This is a genomic window from Embleya sp. NPDC050493 (assembly GCF_044458105.1).
GTDB lineage: Bacteria > Actinomycetota > Actinomycetes > Streptomycetales > Streptomycetaceae > Embleya.
Genome location: NZ_JBITHP010000007.1, coordinates 84302 through 101871 on the forward strand (window position 1 = coordinate 84302; position 17570 = coordinate 101871).

General features: G+C 70.2%; 20 protein-coding genes. 15 read left to right on the top strand and 5 right to left on the bottom strand.

Going from position 1 to position 17570, the window contains the following annotated elements; translation table 11 throughout:
• Window positions 1-393 precede the first annotated feature (393 nt).
• Window positions 394-990, top strand: a complete 597-nt coding sequence (locus tag ACIBM5_RS16225; RefSeq protein WP_396007437.1) for a hypothetical protein — start codon at window positions 394-396, stop codon at window positions 988-990.
• Between the two features lie 326 nt (window positions 991-1316).
• Here the strand turns inward: ACIBM5_RS16225 and ACIBM5_RS16230 are convergent, their stop codons facing one another.
• Window positions 1317-1931: a TetR/AcrR family transcriptional regulator gene (locus tag ACIBM5_RS16230; RefSeq protein WP_396007438.1), complete on the bottom strand. Its 615-nt coding sequence runs from the start codon at window positions 1929-1931 to the stop codon at window positions 1317-1319.
• A gap of 123 nt (window positions 1932-2054) precedes the next feature.
• On the opposite strand from ACIBM5_RS16230, the gene ACIBM5_RS16235 reads away from it, so the two are divergent.
• On the top strand, window positions 2055-3608 hold the full coding sequence (locus tag ACIBM5_RS16235; RefSeq protein WP_396007439.1) for an MFS transporter: 1554 nt from the start codon (window positions 2055-2057) through the stop codon (window positions 3606-3608).
• 291 nt (window positions 3609-3899) lie between these two features.
• Here the strand turns inward: ACIBM5_RS16235 and ACIBM5_RS16240 are convergent, their stop codons facing one another.
• Window positions 3900-4307 (bottom strand): winged helix-turn-helix transcriptional regulator, encoded by a 408-nt coding sequence (locus ACIBM5_RS16240; RefSeq protein ID WP_396007440.1) that lies wholly within the window; start codon window positions 4305-4307, stop codon window positions 3900-3902.
• 100 nt (window positions 4308-4407) lie between these two features.
• Between ACIBM5_RS16240 and ACIBM5_RS16245 the strand changes: the two genes are divergently transcribed.
• Window positions 4408-5352: an alpha/beta fold hydrolase gene (locus tag ACIBM5_RS16245; protein WP_396007441.1), complete on the top strand. Its 945-nt coding sequence runs from the start codon at window positions 4408-4410 to the stop codon at window positions 5350-5352.
• 180 nt (window positions 5353-5532) lie between these two features.
• Here ACIBM5_RS16245 and ACIBM5_RS16250 read toward each other — a convergent pair whose 3' ends face one another.
• Window positions 5533-5715 carry a hypothetical protein gene (locus ACIBM5_RS16250; RefSeq protein ID WP_396007442.1) on the bottom strand — a complete coding sequence of 61 codons (183 nt, stop codon included), beginning with the start codon at window positions 5713-5715 and terminating at the stop codon, window positions 5533-5535.
• Window positions 5716-6058: 343 nt separating this feature from the next.
• Between ACIBM5_RS16250 and ACIBM5_RS16255 the strand changes: the two genes are divergently transcribed.
• The 7 genes from ACIBM5_RS16255 (at window position 6059) to ACIBM5_RS16285 (ending at window position 11880) form a co-directional block, all read left to right on the top strand.
• Window positions 6059-6652, top strand: a complete 594-nt coding sequence (locus ACIBM5_RS16255; RefSeq protein WP_396007443.1) for a sigma-70 family RNA polymerase sigma factor — start codon at window positions 6059-6061, stop codon at window positions 6650-6652.
• Entirely contained in the window at window positions 6649-8421 is a 1773-nt protein-coding gene (locus ACIBM5_RS16260; protein WP_396007444.1) for a hypothetical protein, read from the top strand. Before ACIBM5_RS16255 ends, ACIBM5_RS16260 begins: the two co-directional genes overlap by 4 nt.
• Before the next feature lie 21 nt (window positions 8422-8442).
• The gene (locus ACIBM5_RS16265; RefSeq protein ID WP_396007445.1) at window positions 8443-9429 is read left to right on the top strand and encodes a sugar phosphate isomerase/epimerase family protein; all 987 of its coding nucleotides are present in this window, start codon (window positions 8443-8445) and stop codon (window positions 9427-9429) included.
• Window positions 9430-9854: 425 nt separating this feature from the next.
• Window positions 9855-10316: a PH domain-containing protein gene (locus ACIBM5_RS16270; protein ID WP_396007446.1), complete on the top strand. Its 462-nt coding sequence runs from the start codon at window positions 9855-9857 to the stop codon at window positions 10314-10316.
• A 36-nt stretch (window positions 10317-10352) separates the two neighbouring features.
• Window positions 10353-10646 (top strand): methyltransferase domain-containing protein, encoded by a 294-nt coding sequence (locus ACIBM5_RS16275; RefSeq protein WP_396007447.1) that lies wholly within the window; start codon window positions 10353-10355, stop codon window positions 10644-10646.
• 359 nt (window positions 10647-11005) lie between these two features.
• On the top strand, window positions 11006-11416 hold the full coding sequence (locus ACIBM5_RS16280) for a RidA family protein (protein ID WP_396007672.1): 411 nt from the start codon (window positions 11006-11008) through the stop codon (window positions 11414-11416).
• A 338-nt stretch (window positions 11417-11754) separates the two neighbouring features.
• Window positions 11755-11880 carry a hypothetical protein gene (locus tag ACIBM5_RS16285; protein ID WP_396007448.1) on the top strand — a complete coding sequence of 42 codons (126 nt, stop codon included), beginning with the start codon at window positions 11755-11757 and terminating at the stop codon, window positions 11878-11880.
• A gap of 57 nt (window positions 11881-11937) precedes the next feature.
• On the opposite strand, the gene ACIBM5_RS16290 is transcribed toward ACIBM5_RS16285, so the two are convergent.
• The gene (locus ACIBM5_RS16290; RefSeq protein WP_396007449.1) at window positions 11938-12840 is read right to left on the bottom strand and encodes a LysR family transcriptional regulator; all 903 of its coding nucleotides are present in this window, start codon (window positions 12838-12840) and stop codon (window positions 11938-11940) included.
• A 192-nt stretch (window positions 12841-13032) separates the two neighbouring features.
• On the opposite strand from ACIBM5_RS16290, the gene ACIBM5_RS16295 reads away from it, so the two are divergent.
• Both ACIBM5_RS16295 and ACIBM5_RS16300 read left to right on the top strand, forming a co-directional pair.
• Entirely contained in the window at window positions 13033-13326 is a 294-nt protein-coding gene (locus ACIBM5_RS16295; protein WP_396007450.1) for a DUF1330 domain-containing protein, read from the top strand.
• 370 nt (window positions 13327-13696) lie between these two features.
• A complete protein-coding gene (locus tag ACIBM5_RS16300) occupies window positions 13697-14638 on the top strand; it encodes a GNAT family N-acetyltransferase (RefSeq protein ID WP_396007451.1) in 942 nt (313 codons plus the stop codon).
• A 278-nt stretch (window positions 14639-14916) separates the two neighbouring features.
• Here ACIBM5_RS16300 and ACIBM5_RS16305 read toward each other — a convergent pair whose 3' ends face one another.
• Window positions 14917-15159 carry a hypothetical protein gene (locus tag ACIBM5_RS16305; RefSeq protein ID WP_396007452.1) on the bottom strand — a complete coding sequence of 81 codons (243 nt, stop codon included), beginning with the start codon at window positions 15157-15159 and terminating at the stop codon, window positions 14917-14919.
• Window positions 15160-15444: 285 nt separating this feature from the next.
• Here ACIBM5_RS16305 and ACIBM5_RS16310 point away from each other — a divergent pair, with 285 nt between their 5' ends.
• The 3 genes from ACIBM5_RS16310 (at window position 15445) to ACIBM5_RS16320 (ending at window position 17560) form a co-directional block, all read left to right on the top strand.
• The gene (locus tag ACIBM5_RS16310) at window positions 15445-16281 is read left to right on the top strand and encodes a helix-turn-helix domain-containing protein (protein ID WP_396007673.1); all 837 of its coding nucleotides are present in this window, start codon (window positions 15445-15447) and stop codon (window positions 16279-16281) included.
• A gap of 83 nt (window positions 16282-16364) precedes the next feature.
• Entirely contained in the window at window positions 16365-16832 is a 468-nt protein-coding gene (locus ACIBM5_RS16315) for a cupin domain-containing protein (protein WP_396007453.1), read from the top strand.
• Window positions 16829-17560: an SGNH/GDSL hydrolase family protein gene (locus ACIBM5_RS16320; protein ID WP_396007454.1), complete on the top strand. Its 732-nt coding sequence runs from the start codon at window positions 16829-16831 to the stop codon at window positions 17558-17560. Before ACIBM5_RS16315 ends, ACIBM5_RS16320 begins: the two co-directional genes overlap by 4 nt.
• Window positions 17561-17570: the final 10 nt, after the last annotated feature.

Sequence of the window (17570 nt, forward strand, 5' to 3'; positions counted from 1 at the left end):
GAATTGCGCCAAACCTCGCCTGTGTATCCATACGGCTGCAGAGCGATGGGCGAAGTGCCTAGAGTGAGGGTGATCGACGCCGTATCGGTCGTTTCGTACCTGGACGCACTCATCGAGCCGGGGGGCTTGTGATGAGGGACAACGGTAGGTCGGCACAGGGATCGCAACCATTTCGGGGGCCGCACGGCAAACCGAACCTCCCCGGCGGGACCATCCGGGTCCCGCCGGCGATCGTGCCGACTCGCCGGGGCAGGTGAACCGTTCCCGAACAGCGTCGGGGCGCGCCTGTCACCGGAGTTCGCATCCCGGGAACCGGGTGTCCCCCGGATCCGGCACGCGCCGACGGGGCCGCGCCACTCCGACCGCGACACACGTCGAAGGAGAGGTGAAGCGATGTACGCCTACCATCTGATCTACGACATCCCCACCGCCAACCCCAGGCAGTATCGGGTCCTGGTCGCCTGGAAGAACGTGTACGGGTCCCGCTTCGGCGGCAACCCGACCGCGCCCACGGTTCTGAACGGGTCGGGGCAACTCGTCATCCCCGGAGGCTCCGTGGTCGCCCCCGACGTGATCACCGGGGGCCGGATCGAGTTCTTCGAGGAGACCGGCATCGACCTCAGGCAGGACGCCGTGCGGCGGCAGATGCAGACCGTCGGCAACGCCTGGTCGCGCGTGCTGGACGGGCCGAGCGACGCCCACTGCGTCTACCAGGAGGTCCAGGACGCCGAGCTCGTCGAGAGGACCTGCAACGTCAACATCCAGGGGCAGGTCCCGCGGGACCAGGAACTCCATTCCGCGCAGACCTACGACGCCTCGGTCGTCGGCCAACTCTTCGGCCCCATCACCCAGACCGACCTCACCTCCGGGTGGCGAGGTGTCCAGTACAACAACCTCGACAGCAACAACCAGACACTGGCCAGGAGAAAGTCCCAAGCCGCCGGCGACTGGTACGTGACGGCGGTCCAGGGCCTGCAGTACGCGCCCTAGCGACCGGCTCCGCCTCGGGCGGGCAGGTAGTGGTCCGAGAGTCGGGGGCCGAGGCATACAACGCTTGCGGCACATGGGAGTCGAGGAGGTCGGCCGCGTTTCGGCGGGCGCGCTCGTCTCGCAGCGCCCGCCGTTCGTCGGCGTCCGACTCCTCGTCCCCCGGTCGTCCCGGACGGGACGGCGGTCGGGCGGCTTCGGGCATGGTGGGCGCGGGCCTCGGCCCGGTTGCCGCACTCGGCCCACGAGCAGTCGTGGCCGCCCGGCGGTTGGTCGACGTGCGTGCCCGACGTGGGTGCCGGGTGTGGGCGACGCGGTGACCGCCGGGCTCAGGCTTGGCCGCGCAGCATGGGGAGCAGGACCTCGTCGACGACCGACACCACGAATTCGTCGGTGAGTTCCGCGGGTGCGCTCAGGTTCTGGTAGGTGATCATGGCCGGGCCGACGCGGGCGGTGAGGGGGGTCGCGGAACCGGGGCGGGTCTCGCCGCGCTCTTCCGCCGCGCGCATGGTCTGCAGTATCAGGCGCCGGGTCGGCTCGGAGATGCGTTCGCGCACCATCGCGTGTGTGGCCTGGGACTGCTGCTTGACCGTTTGCAGGGCCGTGTCGGCGCTGATCGTGCACGCGCTGTGCAGGAACCGCAGGATCGCGATCAGGTCGGATCGCAGATCGCCGACGAGCGGGATGTCGTCGGCCGAGGGCAGTCGGTCGCGCAGCGCGTCGACGAGCAGGGCGTCCTTGTCGGGCCAGCGCCGGTACAGCGGGGCCTTGCCGGTCCGCGCGGCGGCGGCTACGCCGTCCATCGTCAGGCCCGCGTAGCCGACCTCGCGCAGTTGCTCGAAGGTCGCCTGGTAAATGGCCTGTTGGAGCTCGCGGCCGCGCCGTCGGGTGGGTGACGCCGCGGCGTGGCGGGATTCTCCGGTGGGGGGTTCCAACGCGGTCACCTTTCTCGTCTGCGGACTCCAGTATCCCCAATTCCTTGTAAGAGACTGTTCGGTCTCCTATAGTCCTCATAGGAGACTCGTCGGTCTCTTAAATTCCCCTGCCCCGACCTTCGGAGATCAGCCATGCCCTCTACCACCGCGTCCAACGGGTCCAACCCGTCCCACGCGTCCGAGGCGTCATCCGACGCGCCGGCCGGTTCTTCACCCGGGTCTTCCGGCGGCCCACCCGGGCCCGCAGCCCGGGGGGCCGGCCTCGTACTCGCCGTCGTCACCGGCTCGATGCTGCTCATCGGCATCGACGTCACCGTGGTCAACCTCGCACTGCCGGACATGGGCGCAGCCCTCGACCTCTCGCCGACCGCGTCATCGTGGGTACTCAACGCGTACACGCTCGCCTTCGGCGGCCTGCTCCTGCTCGGCGGGCGGCTCGGGGACGCATTCGGGCGCCGCCGGATGTTCCTCGCCGGCGTCCTCCTGTTCACCGTGGCGTCGCTACTCGCGGGCCTCGCACCGTGGGCCTGGTGGCTGGTCGGCGCCCGTGTCCTGCAAGGCGTCGGCGGCGCGCTCGTCGGGCCCAGCACGATGGCCCTCATCGTCAGCACGTTCGAGGGGCCCGCACGGGCGCGCGCCCTGTCGTGGTACTCGGCCGTCCTCGGCGGCGGCGCGTCCGTCGGCCTCATCCTCGGCGGAGTGCTTACCCAACTCGCCTCCTGGCGCTGGGTCTTCCTCGTCAACGTGCCGCTCGGCGCGCTGCTCCTCGCGCTCGCCGGGCGGGTCGTCCGTGAGCCGGAGCGGCCCGCCCCGGCCCTCCGCCGACGCTTCGACCTCGCCGGCGCGCTGTTCGGCACCGCCGGAATCACCGCCCTGGTGTACGCCTTCATCCGCGCAGCGTCCGACGGCTGGCACGACGACCGCACCATCGTCGGCCTCGCCGCCGCGGCCGTCCTCCTGCCCACGTTCGGGCTGGTCGAGCGGCGCGCCGCCGAACCCGTCCTACCGCTGCGCCTGGCCGCGACCGGCACCCTTGCCCGGGTACTGCCCATCGTCGCGTTCTATTCGGCCGCGATGTTCAGCGTGCTCTTCATGCTCGCCCGGTACTTCCAGGAAGGGCGGGGCTTCGGCCCGGTCGAGAGCGGCCTGGCCTTCCTGCCCCTGATGGCCGCCCAGTTCACGATGGCCAGGGTCGCGCCCGCGCTCGCCCGGCGCGTGGGCACCGCGTGGCCGGTGGTGGTCGGCGCGCTGGCCTGCACCACCGGGTTCGTGTGGCTTGCCCGCCTCGGGGACGCCACCGGGTACCCGACGGGCGTCCTCGGACCGGTGATACTCATCGGAGCGGGCGCCGGAATCGCCATGACGCCGCTGAACATTTACGGCCTGTCGGGCGTCGCGGCGCACGAATCGGGCGCGGCGTCGGGGCTGTTGCAGACCACGCAGTGGATGGGAGGCACCCTGGGGCTGGCGGTGTGGGTCACCGTGTTCGGCGCCGCGACGCGCGGGGCGCCCCCCACGCAGAGCGCCGAACACGTCCTCACGCACGGTGTCGCGACCGCGTTCGGCGCCGCCGCGATCAGCGCCGGACTCGCCGCCGCCACGGCGCTCACTCTCTTCCGCCCCGCGCGCCCGGCGCAACCGGATGAGACGACGCGCGCGGCACTCTCCACCGAGCGGACGACGTAGCGGCGGAGCCATCCGGAGCGGTCGAGGTGGCCACATCCCCCGACGATCCGGGCACGGGATGCGTGATCGTGCAGAGCGGCGTCACCACGGGAGACCAGGCCGCCCCGGTCCGGGACGACCTCAACGCTCGCCGCCGCGCGGGCGAGATCGCGCTCCGGGAACGCTTCGAGCGCACCCGCGTCGACGGCGACCTGCCTCCCGACGCGGGTGCCGCCGACCTCGCCCGCTCCGTCACGTCGATCTCGTACGGCATCTCGATCGAGGTGCTCTGTCCGCCGGCTTGCGGTGTGATCAGTCGTCGGCCGTGTGTTCCCCGCTGCGCCGGTTTGCGCGGTCGACCTCGGCCATGTGTTCCTCGGCCCACTCACGAAGCGCGGCCAGCGGTTCTTCCAGGGTCGTGCCGAGCGGGGTGAGCCCGTAGTACACGCGTGGCGGCACCGACGCTTCCACCCGACGGCTGACCAGGCCGTCACGGGCCAGCCCTTGAAGGGTGACCGACAACATCTTCTGCGAGACGCCGGCCATCCTGCGCTGGAGTTCCGCGAAGCGCACCTCCTGCGGGGACGCCTCCGCCAGCACTTTGATGGTCATGGACGTCCACTTCGTGCCGATCCGGTCGAGCAGACGGCGGGTCGGACACTGCGGATCGAACAGATCTCCACGATTCCCGTGCGGGAGGCGCCGCGTCGAGGAGGTCACCTGGAACTCACCACCTGTGGCAGAAGTGCGGTCTTGGCCCCCTCACCCTAGTTACCTATCGTTTTGTTGTCACCATTCGTAACCACACAGGGGGATCGCCGTGCCCACCGCACCGCGCCACACACCCAATCGCCCGTCGGGGATCGAACTACGGCGCGTCACCGCCAACGGCGTCGACCTCAACGTGGCCCTCGCCGGCGAGGGGCCGGCCGTGCTCCTGCTGCACGGCTTCCCGCACACCTGGCAGCTGTGGACCCACGTCCTGGACGGCCTCGCCGGGCAATACCGAGTGATCGCACCAGACCTGCGAGGAACAGGCGCAAGCACGCACGCACGGGACGGCTACGACGCCGGAACGCTCGCCACCGACGCCGAAGCCCTACTCGACGCCCTCGGGGAGGGTTCGGCGTCCGTGATCGGCATCGACGCCGGAACCCCACCGGCGTTCCTACTTGCCATGCGCCGCCCCGACCTCGTCCGACAACTCGTGGTCATGGAGTCACTTCTGGGCACACTCCTGCCCGGCGCCGAGGAATTCCTCGCCCAGGGAGCACCGTGGTGGTTCGGCTTCCACGCGGTACCCGGCCTCGCGGAAACCGTACTCACCGGACACGAAGCCCGGTACATCGACTGGTTCCTGCACACCGGCTCCAACGGAGAGGGCGTGGACCCCGCCGTCCGAAACGCCTTCGTCCACGCGTACACCGGGGCCGAAGCCCTGCGCTGCGCCTTCTCGTACTACCGGGCACTGCCCACGAGCAACGAACAGATCCGGGAAGCCGCCGATACCGGCCGGTTGACCGTACCCACCATGGCCATCGGGGCCCGTCCCGTGGGCAGGGCCCTCGAACGGCAACTGCGGCCGCTCGCCGATCATCTCGTCGGCCACGTCATCGACGACTGCGGCCACATCATCCCCCTGCACCGCCCCGGGAGACTGCTCGGCCTCCTGGAACCGTTCCTCGCTGCGCCGCTGCCAACCGCCGAGCGCCGCGCGGCCTCGGGAGCCGCTCTGCCCGCGCCCAGGCGGCCATCGCGCACGTGACTTCCGTGGAAGCCGCTTCGCGGTGACGCGGTCGCCGGACCATGGCGGCAGCGGGGCGTGTGTTCAGGCGTCGTGCCGCTCGCACACCGCGCCCGCGGTACGGGCGCAGGCCGATCTCCATCGGCGGCGGGACGGTCGACGGCGGCACCACCACGCCACGGGGACGTGCGCTTCCCGGGGTCATCGGTAGGAGGCGAGCGCGGTGAAGTAGAGGAGCAGGAGGGAGGCGGCGGAATTCGCGCCGCAACGCGCGGCGGCGGATCCGGTGGCGCCGGCGCGCTGTTCGAGGATGTAGACGAGCAGTGCGATGACGGCGGCGGCGAGCGTCGCGGCGAGGAGCATGACGGCCTGCAGGGGGTCCACGGTCTCTCCGAGTGTTCGTTGGGGCGGATGTTCCCCATAACGGCCGTCGCGCCCCGGTCGGGTTACACGCTCGACCGGGTCGCGGTGGGGGAATCGGGCTCGGCGGCGGCCGAGTCGGCGGGGGAGCGGGTGTCGTCGACGCCGGGAGGAACGAACTTCGAGCCGCCTGTAACCCGATCGCCGTCTCCGGGCGGTAGTGGGGGTGCAGTGGTTGTCGGCGGACCGAGGAGGGCGCGACGGTGCGAAGCGGCGGTTGGTCGCGATACGAGAGTGCAGATGCCGCGGAGGAGCCGCCGGACCTGCCCCGGTCCGACGGCCCGCGGGCACGGACGGGATCGAGGCGGTGGGTGTGGTGACCCCGCCTTCGCCGACGTCCACGGCCGGACTCGGGGAGGATCCCGCGACCGCCCGGGTGACGTCCGGCGCGGGCGAGGGGAGAAGAACCGCGGAACTGGAGAGAGCCGCCCGCGAGCATCTGCCCGACCTGGTGCGCTATGTGCGTGGCAGATTCCCCGACCTGAGATCGGACGCCGAGGACATCGCCCAGGACGCGCTCCTGGCGGCATGGCAGGCCCGAGGGGACGAACCGATACCGCGGCGCTATCTGTTCACGGTCGCCAAGCATCGAGCCTACGACGTGTGGAGGAAACGGTGTCCGGTGCTGCCGGCCTCCGACCTCCTGGAGGAGTTATGCGGCCGAGCGATCGATGAGCCGGCCGTCGAGGTCGCCCGGACGATCGACTTCGACGCGTTCCTCGCGACGTTGCCCAAGGAGGAAAGGGCCGTGGCGGTGCGCCAGTACGTGTATCGCATGACCGCGTCCCAGATCGCCCGGGACATGAACGTCACGCACGGGGCGGTCAAGAGTTGGCAGGACCGGACCCGGAAGCGGGCCAGGGTGAGGTATGAGCCGGAGAGGGCTGTGAGGACGTCATGACCGCACGCGACATCGCATCGTCCGACGGGGGCGCGACCTCCGACCGCCCCGAACCCGCGCGCGGCCCCAACGAGATCCCGGCGCCGCACAGGTTGCCGGAGGAGGAATACGGGCGCCCGCGGCGCCGGTTCGACATGCGGTGCGACGGGTCGGTGCCTCCCGTCGCGACAGGAGGCACCGACCCGGAACCCGGGACGGACATCGACGCCGTGCTGAAGATCCTGCGGGAGAAGGCAGCGCGGGCCGACAGGGACCCGGACTACGCGGCGGCGTTGGCGCGGACGGCCCGGGCCGCGCTGGACGACGACCTCCTCGATGTCCTCCCGGACGGGCCCGAGGACTTCTCCGCGTACGAGGAAGCGGACAGGCGCCGCGCGGACGCCGGCGACAGCGAATGCTCGGAGCCATCGCCTCTGCGGGAAGGGGTGGTTCCGTCGGGCAAGGACCGTGCGGACACGGCCTTTGCCGAGCCCCTGCCGCGCTGCTCCGCCGACCTGCGCAACGAGGATGCCGCCGACCTGTTCGCCACCCCGAACCACCGGGTGCGCACCGACGCGCCACGGGTCGAGGACCTTGGGCCGATTCACCCGTGGACCGAGATCCCACCTGCCGCCGGCACCGTCCCTGCCCGTCGTACCGTGGCGCGTCCCACCGGGAGTCGGGCTGTGAGCCGCGCTGCGAACACCGTGGTGGAGGCGTCGCAATCCCTGGTGGTTCCCGGCGCCGACCTGCGGACGATGAATGACGACGACCGGTGGGAAACGCGGGTAGCGATCGCGCGGTGGCGGGAACGGTTGAGCACGTGCCCGGCCGGGGCGTTCAGCGGCGAAGAGGCGGCGCTGGTCCTGACGGCGGTGGCCACGCTGGCAACGAAGTCGATCGTGAATCGGGACGAGCACACGGCTTTGCGCCTGATCCGAGCCGCGTCCCCGCAACTGCTGTTCCTGGGTCGCCGCCACCCGGCGGTATTCGAGGCACGGCGCGCCTGGGCCGAAGCCCTGTCCGAACTCGGCCGGTACCGGAGGGCCGAGACCATGCTGCGTCACCTGAGCGACGACGAACAGCACCTGTTCGGGACCCACGAGCCGCGGACGGCGCTGCTACTGAACTGGGCACTCGTGGGTCAGGGCCGCTTGCGGCAGGCGGAGGACGGGTTCCGCTCCCTGGAGACCGGGATGATCCGCCTGCGGGACCCCGACACGTCGATGCTGCGGCATCTGCAATGCAGGCGCTGCTGGTTGCTCGGACGACAAGGGCGTGTGGAGGACGCGGTGCGTGCCTACGACGGCGTCATCGTCCACCGCTCCCACGAACTGGACGATCACCACCCCGACGTCGCCGACGCGCGGCACTCCCAGGGAAAGCTCCTGGTCTGCACCGGAAAAGGGGCAGAGGCGGTCGATCTCCTGCGGGCGCTGGCCGAGGACCGCGCGCGTGGCCAGGGAGACGATCACCCCGACACGCTGGAAACCTTGAAGTACCTTCACCTGGCGAAGGACCGGTCGGAGTGGCGTGACCGGCACGTCGTCGACCGCGTGATCCGCGACCTCGAAGAGCTCCTGCGCATCCAGGACGAACGACACGGTCCGAACCACCCCATGAGCCGGGACACGGCGGCATGGCTCGCACGGCTCCGCCACCACCGGGAGGCGATCCGATTCGGCGAACCGCTCTCGGACCTGCTCCGATCCTCGACGGCACGGGCCCGAACCACCACCGTGCCCCGGCCGCGCTCGACGCAACGGTCGACCCGGCTCGTGACCAAGTAGGCACGGAAAGCGAGGCAGGACATGAAACTCGGACTGTTGACGGCCGCGCTCGGCCGGATGTCACTGGAACAGGTCGCCGCCTGGGCGCCACAGGCCGGATACGAGGCGCTGGAGGTGGCGGCGTGGCCGGTCGGCAGCGAACACGTCCATCAGGCCGCTCACTTGGACGTGGTCGGCTTCACCGCCGACGACGCAGCCCGTGTTCGGGATCTGATGGACGGCCACGGCCTGACCATCTCGGCGGTGACCTACTGCGGCAACAACCTGCACCACGATCGTGGTGAACGCGACCGTGTCCACCAGCACCTGCGAGCCTGTGTCGACGCGGCCGCGACCCTGGACGTCCGGCACGTCACCACCTTCATCGGCCGGGACATCACCCTGCCGGTGGCCGACAATCTCGTGCAGGCCGAGCGGCACCTGGCCCCGCTGGCCCGGTACGCGGCCGACCGCGGCGTGAGGCTGCTCGCGGAGAACTGCCCGATGGAAGGCTGGCACCCCGACGGATACCCCGCCAACCTCGCGTACTCACCCGAACTGTGGGACTGGATGGCCGACTTGGGCTTCGGCCTCGCGTACGACCCCTCCCACCTCCCCTGGCTCGGCATCGACCCCCTCCACGCACTCGAATACGCCCTCCGAGCCGGCATCGTCGGCCACGTCCAGGCCAAGGACATCCGGATCGACGAGCGGGCGCGCACCCACTACGGCGTCTTCGGCAAGACAGCCGGACGCACATCACCCACCGATGTCGGATGGTGGCGCTACCGGGTACCCGGCTGCGGGCAACTCGACTGGAAGGAGATCATCAACGCGCTCGACACCGCCGGATACGACGGCGACATCGCCGTCGAACACGAAGACCCCGTATGGAGCGGCACCCTCGACAAGACCCTGCAGGGCCTGCGGATCGCCGCGCGCACGTTGCGACCCCTCATCGTCTCCGGGGCGGACGAACAATCACCCCCTCCCGCACCGCGCACCGAACTCCTTTCCCCCTCGCCGTAGCTCACCACCCCCGAAGCCGCACCGGCCTCGGCTCCCGGGCACGTCGATGTCCGCGTGGGAGCGCGAGGCCGGTTCGGGGTTCGTCACGTGCTCGACGAGGGATCGAGGTGGGGATCGGGCCATGGCCTCGTGTCCGCCGGCGGCACTCTGCAGCGCGCGGTGGCGATCTCGTGGAAAAACGTACCCATCGGGCCTACGCCTCCGGTAGGGATCGCGCCGCGCCGCGGATGTGACAGACACCGTTCCTGCGCACGCCGGCAACCATGGTGCCCTCCCGTGCCGGGGCTCGGTGTGCTTGGCTCGTCCGGAGGATCGTTCGTACGCGTTTTCGTTGCCGGTCGGAACCACCGGAGTTGATGGTCGTGTCCTGCGGGCGTGGGGATCCCTCGGAGTGGCGTGAGTATCGGCTGGGCCTCGGGTCGTGCGTGCTCCCACTGGTGTTCGTGCTCGGCATGGGTGTCGGGGCCACGGTGGGGATCGCCTCGGAGACCGGCTGGTTCTCCCTCTGGCCGCCGGTGATGGGGCTGTTTGCGCTGTTGATGTCCTTCGAGCTCTTCCGTTTGCACGTGATCAGGGCAACGGTCGTCGACGGGTACGGCGTGACGCTTCGCGGGGTCTTCCGTACCCGCGTGGTGGCGTGGCCGGACACGCAGGGCATCGAGATCGAGACGCTGCCCTGGGGATTGGAGGACCAGCCGACACAGGCGGCCGTGTTGTACGACTCGACCGGGCGGAGATACGCCCTTCCCAACATGGACGACCTCCGCACGGACGACCTGAACCACGAGGTGAACGCCTTGCGGGAGACATGGGTACGACGCCGGGGTGAGCACTGGGCGCCCGTCCCCGAGGTGGCGGCCCGGATCAGGCGCGACCGCGGAAGGTGAGTCGACCCCGCACGCGAGACCGCGTCTGTTTCGGTTGTGCCGCGTGGCGTTGGAGGTGTAGCTGCCTTCGATGTCTGCCACAGTTTCGAGGCCGTCTGCCACGTGCCGGACAAGTGGCGGGTGCACGACGAAGCCTTCCGGATCCTCGAACCGGGCGGCCGCCACGTGGGCTACGACTGGTTCGCCGCAGAAGGTCTCACCGATGTGGAGCACGAGCGTTTCATCGAGCCCATCCCCCTTCGTGAGCCACGGCCTGCCGCACACGACCTCCCCCGCGCAGCTCACCGCCGATCCGAGCACCGCCGGTTTCGCGGCGCCCCGCGCCGGTAGGGGTCGTCGGCGATGCCGGGGTCGAACGCCTGCCGCTGGGTGGGAGTCCGGTAGCCGCTTCGTCGAAGGACGACGGCGCTATTCAACCCTCGACTCCACGTGCCGCACGGAACGATCAGAAGGCCCTCATGCGGGCCCGGTGTGGCGTGCGATTCCGATCCGACGACGGCGCAGCGGACGGTGGCGGAGTACCAGGTGCGGTCGACTGGTTCCGGAGTGGGTTGGTGACCATGCGGTTCATGGATGTCGAGCAGAAGTGATGGCGTTGCCGTGGGGGCGGCGATAAAAGGGAAGGCGGGAGTCGCCGGGGTGCCGGCAGGATGTCCGCGCTCAGCACCCGAGGGAAAGGCCCCACGACCGTGGCTCGTGCCATTACTTTGATCCGCTCCGCCTCCCTGTCCGACATCGCCGAGTACGCCTACGCTGCCACGGCGCCTGCCGAGTCACGCCTGATCTTCCTCGCCGGGTCGTGTCCGCTGAACGATGACGGTTCCACGGCAGCGATCGGGGACTACGCGGGCCAGGCGGCGAAAGCGATCGAGAACATGCAGGCTGCTCTCGCTGCCTCGGGTGCGTCACTCCAGGACGTCATCAGCACACGGGTTCTCGTCGCATCAGCCCGGCGGGAGGACCTGGTGGCCGCCTGGCAGGTGGTCCGGGACTCGTTCGCCGACCATGACGTCCCCAGCACCTTGATGGGCGTCACCGTACTCGGTTACAAGGACCAACTCGTCGAGATCGAGGCCGTCGCCGCCGTGCTCGATTCTTGAGACCCGTTCAACGGTGATTGTCGCGGCGGGCACGGTGTGGTCCGCGACCCTGGCCCCTGGCCGACGATCCCGATGCGGCGAGCGCGGTGCTCTCGTGCCCGCCCGGCCGCTCCCCGCGCCGACATCGCTGCCCGCCTGACCGCGGCAGCCGCCGGAGTCGAGCCCGCCGGCCCCGCTCCTCGCGAACGAGCCGAGGGCCGACAGGACGGGCCCGCGGCCGGCGCACCGGCGACCGCGGCCCGTACGCCGACCGCGCGCGGGCGCGGGATCGGACCGGCCGCCCGGCGTCGACCACGTCGAAGGCCCCGGCCGCGACGAAGAAGGCGCACAAGGTCGTGGTGGATACCGACGAGGACCCCTGCCCGGCGCGGTCGCCCTGGCGCACGTTCTTCACCGAGCGCCGCGGTGTCGGCGACGTGAAGGTCAAGGACACCTCCACCCTCCAGACCAGGGAAGGGAACTGAACGCCCCATGCCGTACTGCTCCACCGCAGGCGTTCGTCTCGCTTGACCTCTTGCTCGTCAGTCCGGCAGCCAGTGCAGTTCGTGCGCCAGGGTTTTGGCGACGGCACGGATGCGGCGGTGTAGCGGCGACTGCTCGCGGGGGAGAACCAGGTGGATCGTCAGGCCGGGCGCGCCTCGCAGCGGTCGCCAGGTGAGACCGGCCGGTGCTGCCGTGGCCGCGGCTTCTCCGGCCGGGGCGAGGGTGACCCCGTCGTGCAGGTCGCGCTGAGACATGTCGAAGGAGACCGCGGGCGTGTGGAATCGGGGGTGTGGTCGGGTGTCTCGGAACAGTGCGGACAGCTGATCGTGGATCACGGGGTTGGCCGCACGGTCCGGGAGTCGCAGCGGATACGCCGCCGCGTCGGCGATCTCGATCTCCGGGTGTCCGGCCAGCGGATGGTGCTGCGCCAACTGGACCCCGACGCGCTGATGCCGCAGCAGGAACCGGCGTACGCCACGGCCCGGTTGTTCACCGCGGGTGATCCCGGCATCGATGCGGCCGTCGGCGACCGCGGGGGAAATCTCCGGTGTCGCCATCGGGACCGCGCCGACGTCGAGTCCGTAGTTGTCGCGAATCAGCCTGTCCACCAGGGCCGGTGCCGTCTCGGCCCCGGTGCTGAGGCTGTATCCGATGCGCAGCGTGCCCAGTTCACCGGCCGCCGCGCTCCGGGCGGTGTCCCATGCCCGGTCCAGCGCCGCCAGCGCGGACGGCGCGGACTCCGCCAAAGCCGCACCGGCCGTGGTCAATACGACGCTACGCGTGTTGCGGATGAGCAGGGCCGTACCGAGTTCCGCCTCCAATCGGCGCATTCGGGCGCTGAGCGCGGGCTGTGCGATACCGATCCGTGCGGCCGCGCGGGTGAAGTTCAACTCCTGCGCCAGCACCAGGAAGTACCGCAGGCTCACCGTATCCGGCGCCACGTGCCCTCCTTCCCTGCCGATTGATAACGATCCGTTCTGAGGCTATTCCGTGCCGGTCTTTCCCTCGACCGCACATCGGCCCCTAGCCTGCGCATATGGCGATTCGACGGATCGCACTACCCGACGCCGGGATCGATCGATCCGGGTGTCGATTCGAAGTCGGACGTGTCCGGCCGAACACAGGAGGTTTCCATGGCCAAGGGCTACTGGGTCAGTGTCTACCCCGCCATTTCCGACCCTGAAGCGCTGACCGCCTACGACAAGCTGGCCGGTCCGGCTGTGCGGGCCGGGGGCGGGCGCACCCTGTCCGTTGGCGGTCGAGTCGTCGCCCACGAGGCCGGAATCACGCAACGCGCCGTTCTGATCGAGTTCGACAGCTTCGAGCAGGCCGTCGCGGCATACGAGAGCGAGGCATACCGGAAGGCCCTGGTGGCCCTCCCCGACGGCTACGAGCGCGACTTCCGCATCATCGAAGGCATCGACTGACCGGCGGGCCGGCCATCGCCGAGCATCGCTTACCCGATACGCCAGAACCTGACCGGCCAGGCCAACCGGTCGCGCTCTCCCGGCGTGAACTCTCCACCCCCAGAGCCCCGAACCGCGCACGGCCGTAGTCCTGCTGTAGTTCCAGGACTGCGCGGTACCGGACGCCCGAGGCGACCGGGCGGGCGAGGTGACCGGGCGGGCGAGGGCCGGCCCGCCGAGCCGGCGGTTGCGAAGAGGCTGAACTCACGGCGGTCGGCGTGGCAGCGCGTGGTCACCGACGCCCTCGACAGCCCTGTGCCGAGGCGGCGGGCGTGAACGGCCGCGGACAATTCGCTGGGCGGGCCGACGACGTCCTGACATCATCGCGACCATGATCGACGACTTGCCAACGGGATTGACCGTGCGCCATCCGGTCGCCGAGGATCAACCACGGATCCTGGCGGTGCTCGATGCCTGGTGGGGCGGCTTTCAGGGGGAGGCGGGCTCTCGAGAACGCGCTCTGCTTCTGCCCCGGTTGTATTTCCAGCACTTCACCACGACCAGCTACCTCGTCGAACGCGAGGGCGAACCGGTGGCGTTCCTTGTGGGGTTCCACTCGCAGAGTCGATCCGATGTGGCGTACATCCACTTCGTGGGCGTCGACCCCGCCTGGCACGGACGCGGGATCGCGAAGGCCCTGTACCGGGGCTTCTTCGACCAAGCCTGGGAAAGCGGCCGACGGTACGTGCACAGTGTCACCAGCCCGGGCAACGCGGGTTCCCGACGATTCCACGCACGGCTCGGCTTCGAGACACTGCCCGACGCAGGCGGTTCACCCGTCCGCCCCGACTACGACGGCCCCGGTCTCGACCGCGTCGCGTTCACCCTGGACCTCACGCGACACCGGGAAACCGGCGGCACCGGCCACGACACCACCACGACGGACGCGAACACCCGCCCCCGTCCCGCACTTCGGCTCGCAGTCCTGGACCACGTGTTCGCGTTGGACCATCTCGCCGACGACCGCGAACCCCGCGACGACGCGTGGCACGCCCTGGTCCGCGCGCCCGAGGGGCTGACCGTCGTGCGGAACGCCTCCGCCGACACCCCCGCGGCACAGCGCTGGATCGGCCTGTACGACGCCGACGCACAGCACGGTCTGGACGTGCCGGGGCTGTTGGCCTCCCTCGTCCAACCCCTCGCCGAGGCCGCGGTGCCGGTGTTCGTCTGCTCCACGTACCACGCGGACCTCCTCTTGGTGCCCGATCCGCACCGCGCTCAAGCCCTCGCCGCGCTACGCGCCGCGGGCCACGAGGTCGTCGACACTCCCTGACGCCCGATGGCCCGGCATGCGATCGGCCGTTCGTGATCCCGGCGACCCGCAGGGCCCTCGGTCTGCTCCACTGGGGGCGGCTCGAACCACGAGGGTCCGCGCCCGTGTCGAGCACGTCTTCGCCCGCGGGTAGAAACGGAAGATCCTGCGCGACTGCCGCCGCCCCAGGGCAACGGCGTGGACCGGTCGGTCGGCGCGGTCGTCCGCATGCACGACCTCGCCATGACCGGATGCCCGACAACGATCCGGGCCAAGGCCGTTCGCGAGCCACGTGACCTTTACGCGGCGGTCAGGTACGCACGGATCTCCGCGATCAGCGCCGGGGGCATGGTCTCGTCGAGAGGTCCGCGGGTCACGAACTCGTCGATCGTCTGGACCCCGATGGTGTAACCCCCACCGAAGCCGACGTCCGAACACCATCCCAGGTAGCGTACTTCCCCGCCCTCGTACACCAGCGAGCTGTCCGGCGGGCAGGTGGCGCAGCACCGGTGATCGCTTTCCCACCGCCATGTCTTCGCCACGGCACGCTCCCGGTCCGACGGCTCCACTGGGTTACCTGTCTGCCCGGCCCCGGGCCACGCGTCCATCGTACGGGCATGGGGTGGTCCATCGGCCGCATTCCACGAGGCCATCACCGCAGCCGCACGGTGAACGCGGTACGTCGCGCCGGCGGGCGTGCCCGAAGCGGCTTCGGCACCGGCGCGGATGCCGGGGGCGACGACGACGGTTGATGCGGTTCGCGGTCCGGGTGACGATCTTGCCGGGCTCGACCGCTTCGTACACTGAGGAGCGTGACACCGAGGAGCGTGGAGGAGCGCACAGCCGCCGGTATCGGCGCACGTCCGGCGCCCGCTTTGCGGCGATATGTCGACGCGTACGTCGGTTTCGACCTGCGCGCGCTCCCGGCCGGTGTGCACTGCGGCCCGCCGAGTCGCGCGCTCACGGCAGTGATCAGCCTGTCCGGCCCGTTGGAGGTCGCGGCGGGCGTTGACGACGGGTCTCCGATCACCCGGTTCGGCAGCGTGACCGGTGGTCTGATGAGCCGGTCCGTCGCCATCCACCACGACGGACGCCAGCAGGGTGTACAGGTAGCGCTGACACCGCTCGGGGCTCGGGCCATCTACGGCCTACCCGCCGCCGCGCTCGCCGACCGACTGGTCCCGCTCGACGAGCTTCTCGGAGCGCTCGGCGCGGAGCTGGTCGACCGGCTCCGCACGGCCGAGACATGGGCGGCGCGCTTCACCGTGCTGGACGCATTGCTCCTCCGCGCTGTCGATCGCGGCACCGGCGGCCACCGTGTGCACCGGGTGCGCCCCGAGGTTGCCGAGGCCTGGCGCCGACTCGTCGCCGCGCGGGGATGTGTTCACGTGGGCGCGGTTGCCGCGGAACTCGGCTGGAGCCGTCGGTACCTCACCGAACGGTTCCGCGCGGAACTGGGCCTGTCGCCGAAGACCGTCGCCCGGGTTCTGCGTTTTGAGCACGCGCACGAACTGGCAACGGCACACGCCCCGCTTCCGTGGGCCGAGGTGGCGACCATCTCCGGCTATGCCGACCAGGCCCATCTCGTACGGGAGTGGAGCGAGTTCACGGGACGGTCGCCGACGGCCTGGCGGCGCGGCGAAGTTCTCCTCGGGCCCGGGTAGTCGCCACCCGACCGACCGTCGTGTCGGTTTCTGTTCCCATTCCTTCAAGACCGCCCGACCGCTGTCGAGTGATGATCGTCGGCATGAGACTCGTCAACAACGAACGCAATGCCGTCGACTTGCGGACCACCCCCGTGCACCTCGGGCTGGGATCGCGAGCGAAACCCGTCGAGGGCTTCGCCTGGGACCCGGAGGTGCTTCAGGCGTACAGCGCCGCGGTCGCGGCGGACGGCGCCGAGGGCCGAATGGTGATGATCTTCGACGGCGACGGGGACGGCGACCATTGGGAGAGCCACCCTGCCGGCGACGAACTGGTCGTATGCCTCAGCGGGTCGGTGACGGTCACCCGCGACGTGGACGGGGTGCCCGAACGCGTCCTGCTCGGACCGGGCGAAGCCACCATCAACCCGGCCGGGGTATGGCACGCGGTCGATATGTCGGGGCCGACGTCCATCCTGGCCATCACCGCCGGCCTCGGCACCGACCATCGTCCTCGGACCGACTCCCGTACGACCGAACCCCTCGCTACGCCCGACCGGGAAGCGCCGTGACGACACGCATCGCGTGCCTCGGCGACAGCCTCACGCGCGCGCAGTTCAGCGTCGACTACCTGGACCTCATCGGACGACGCCACCCTCTCGGTGACGGTGACGGTGACGTGCGGCCGACCCGCTTCTGTGCCAACGGTGACTTCGCCTACAACCTGTTGCAGCGCGTGGATGCCGTCGTCGCGAACCCGCCCGACGTGATCACCGTGTTGATCGGGACCAACGACGCCCGAGCAAGCCTTCCGGGCTACCCCGTCGAGCAGGCCATGAAGCGCAAACGGCTCCCCGAACGCCCGTCTGCCGGTTGGTTCCAGGAGTGCCTCGCAAGCATCGTCGAACGGCTGCGAACCGAGACCGATGCGACGATCGGTCTGCTGTCGCTGCCGGTTCTCGGCCAACAACTCGACGGACCCGCGGCGCGGGCGTCGCAGGAGTACAGCCGGATGATCGCCGAGGTCGCCGCCACCAACGAGGTGGCCTACCTTCCGCTCCACGAACGCCAGATCGAGGAACTGCGCCGAACGGACCCGCCGCCGATTCCCTACCGGGAGGTGACACCCGCGGCGGTCGTCGGAGTCCTCGTCCAGCACACCGTGCTGCGCCGCAGCCTCGACACGATTTCGCGGCGTCGGGGTCTGGTGCTCACGACCGACCAGATCCACCAGAACAGCCGCGGCGCCACCCTCATCGCCGAGGTCATCGACGCCGGCCTGCCGGTCAAGAGGTCCTGACACATGGTGA

What these genes read in the sequence shown, in the direction of transcription:
- ACIBM5_RS16300 (WP_396007451.1), top strand. Translation starts at nt 13,697, where the DNA reads ATGATCGACGACTTGCCAACGGGATTGACCGTGCGCCATCCGGTCGCC.
- ACIBM5_RS16265 (WP_396007445.1), top strand. Translation starts at nt 8,443, where the DNA reads ATGAAACTCGGACTGTTGACGGCCGCGCTCGGCCGGATGTCACTGGAA.
- ACIBM5_RS16260 (WP_396007444.1), top strand. Translation starts at nt 6,649, where the DNA reads ATGACCGCACGCGACATCGCATCGTCCGACGGGGGCGCGACCTCCGAC.
- ACIBM5_RS16235 (WP_396007439.1), top strand. Translation starts at nt 2,055, where the DNA reads ATGCCCTCTACCACCGCGTCCAACGGGTCCAACCCGTCCCACGCGTCC.
- ACIBM5_RS16295 (WP_396007450.1), top strand. Translation starts at nt 13,033, where the DNA reads ATGGCCAAGGGCTACTGGGTCAGTGTCTACCCCGCCATTTCCGACCCT.
- ACIBM5_RS16315 (WP_396007453.1), top strand. Translation starts at nt 16,365, where the DNA reads ATGAGACTCGTCAACAACGAACGCAATGCCGTCGACTTGCGGACCACC.
- ACIBM5_RS16225 (WP_396007437.1), top strand. Translation starts at nt 394, where the DNA reads ATGTACGCCTACCATCTGATCTACGACATCCCCACCGCCAACCCCAGG.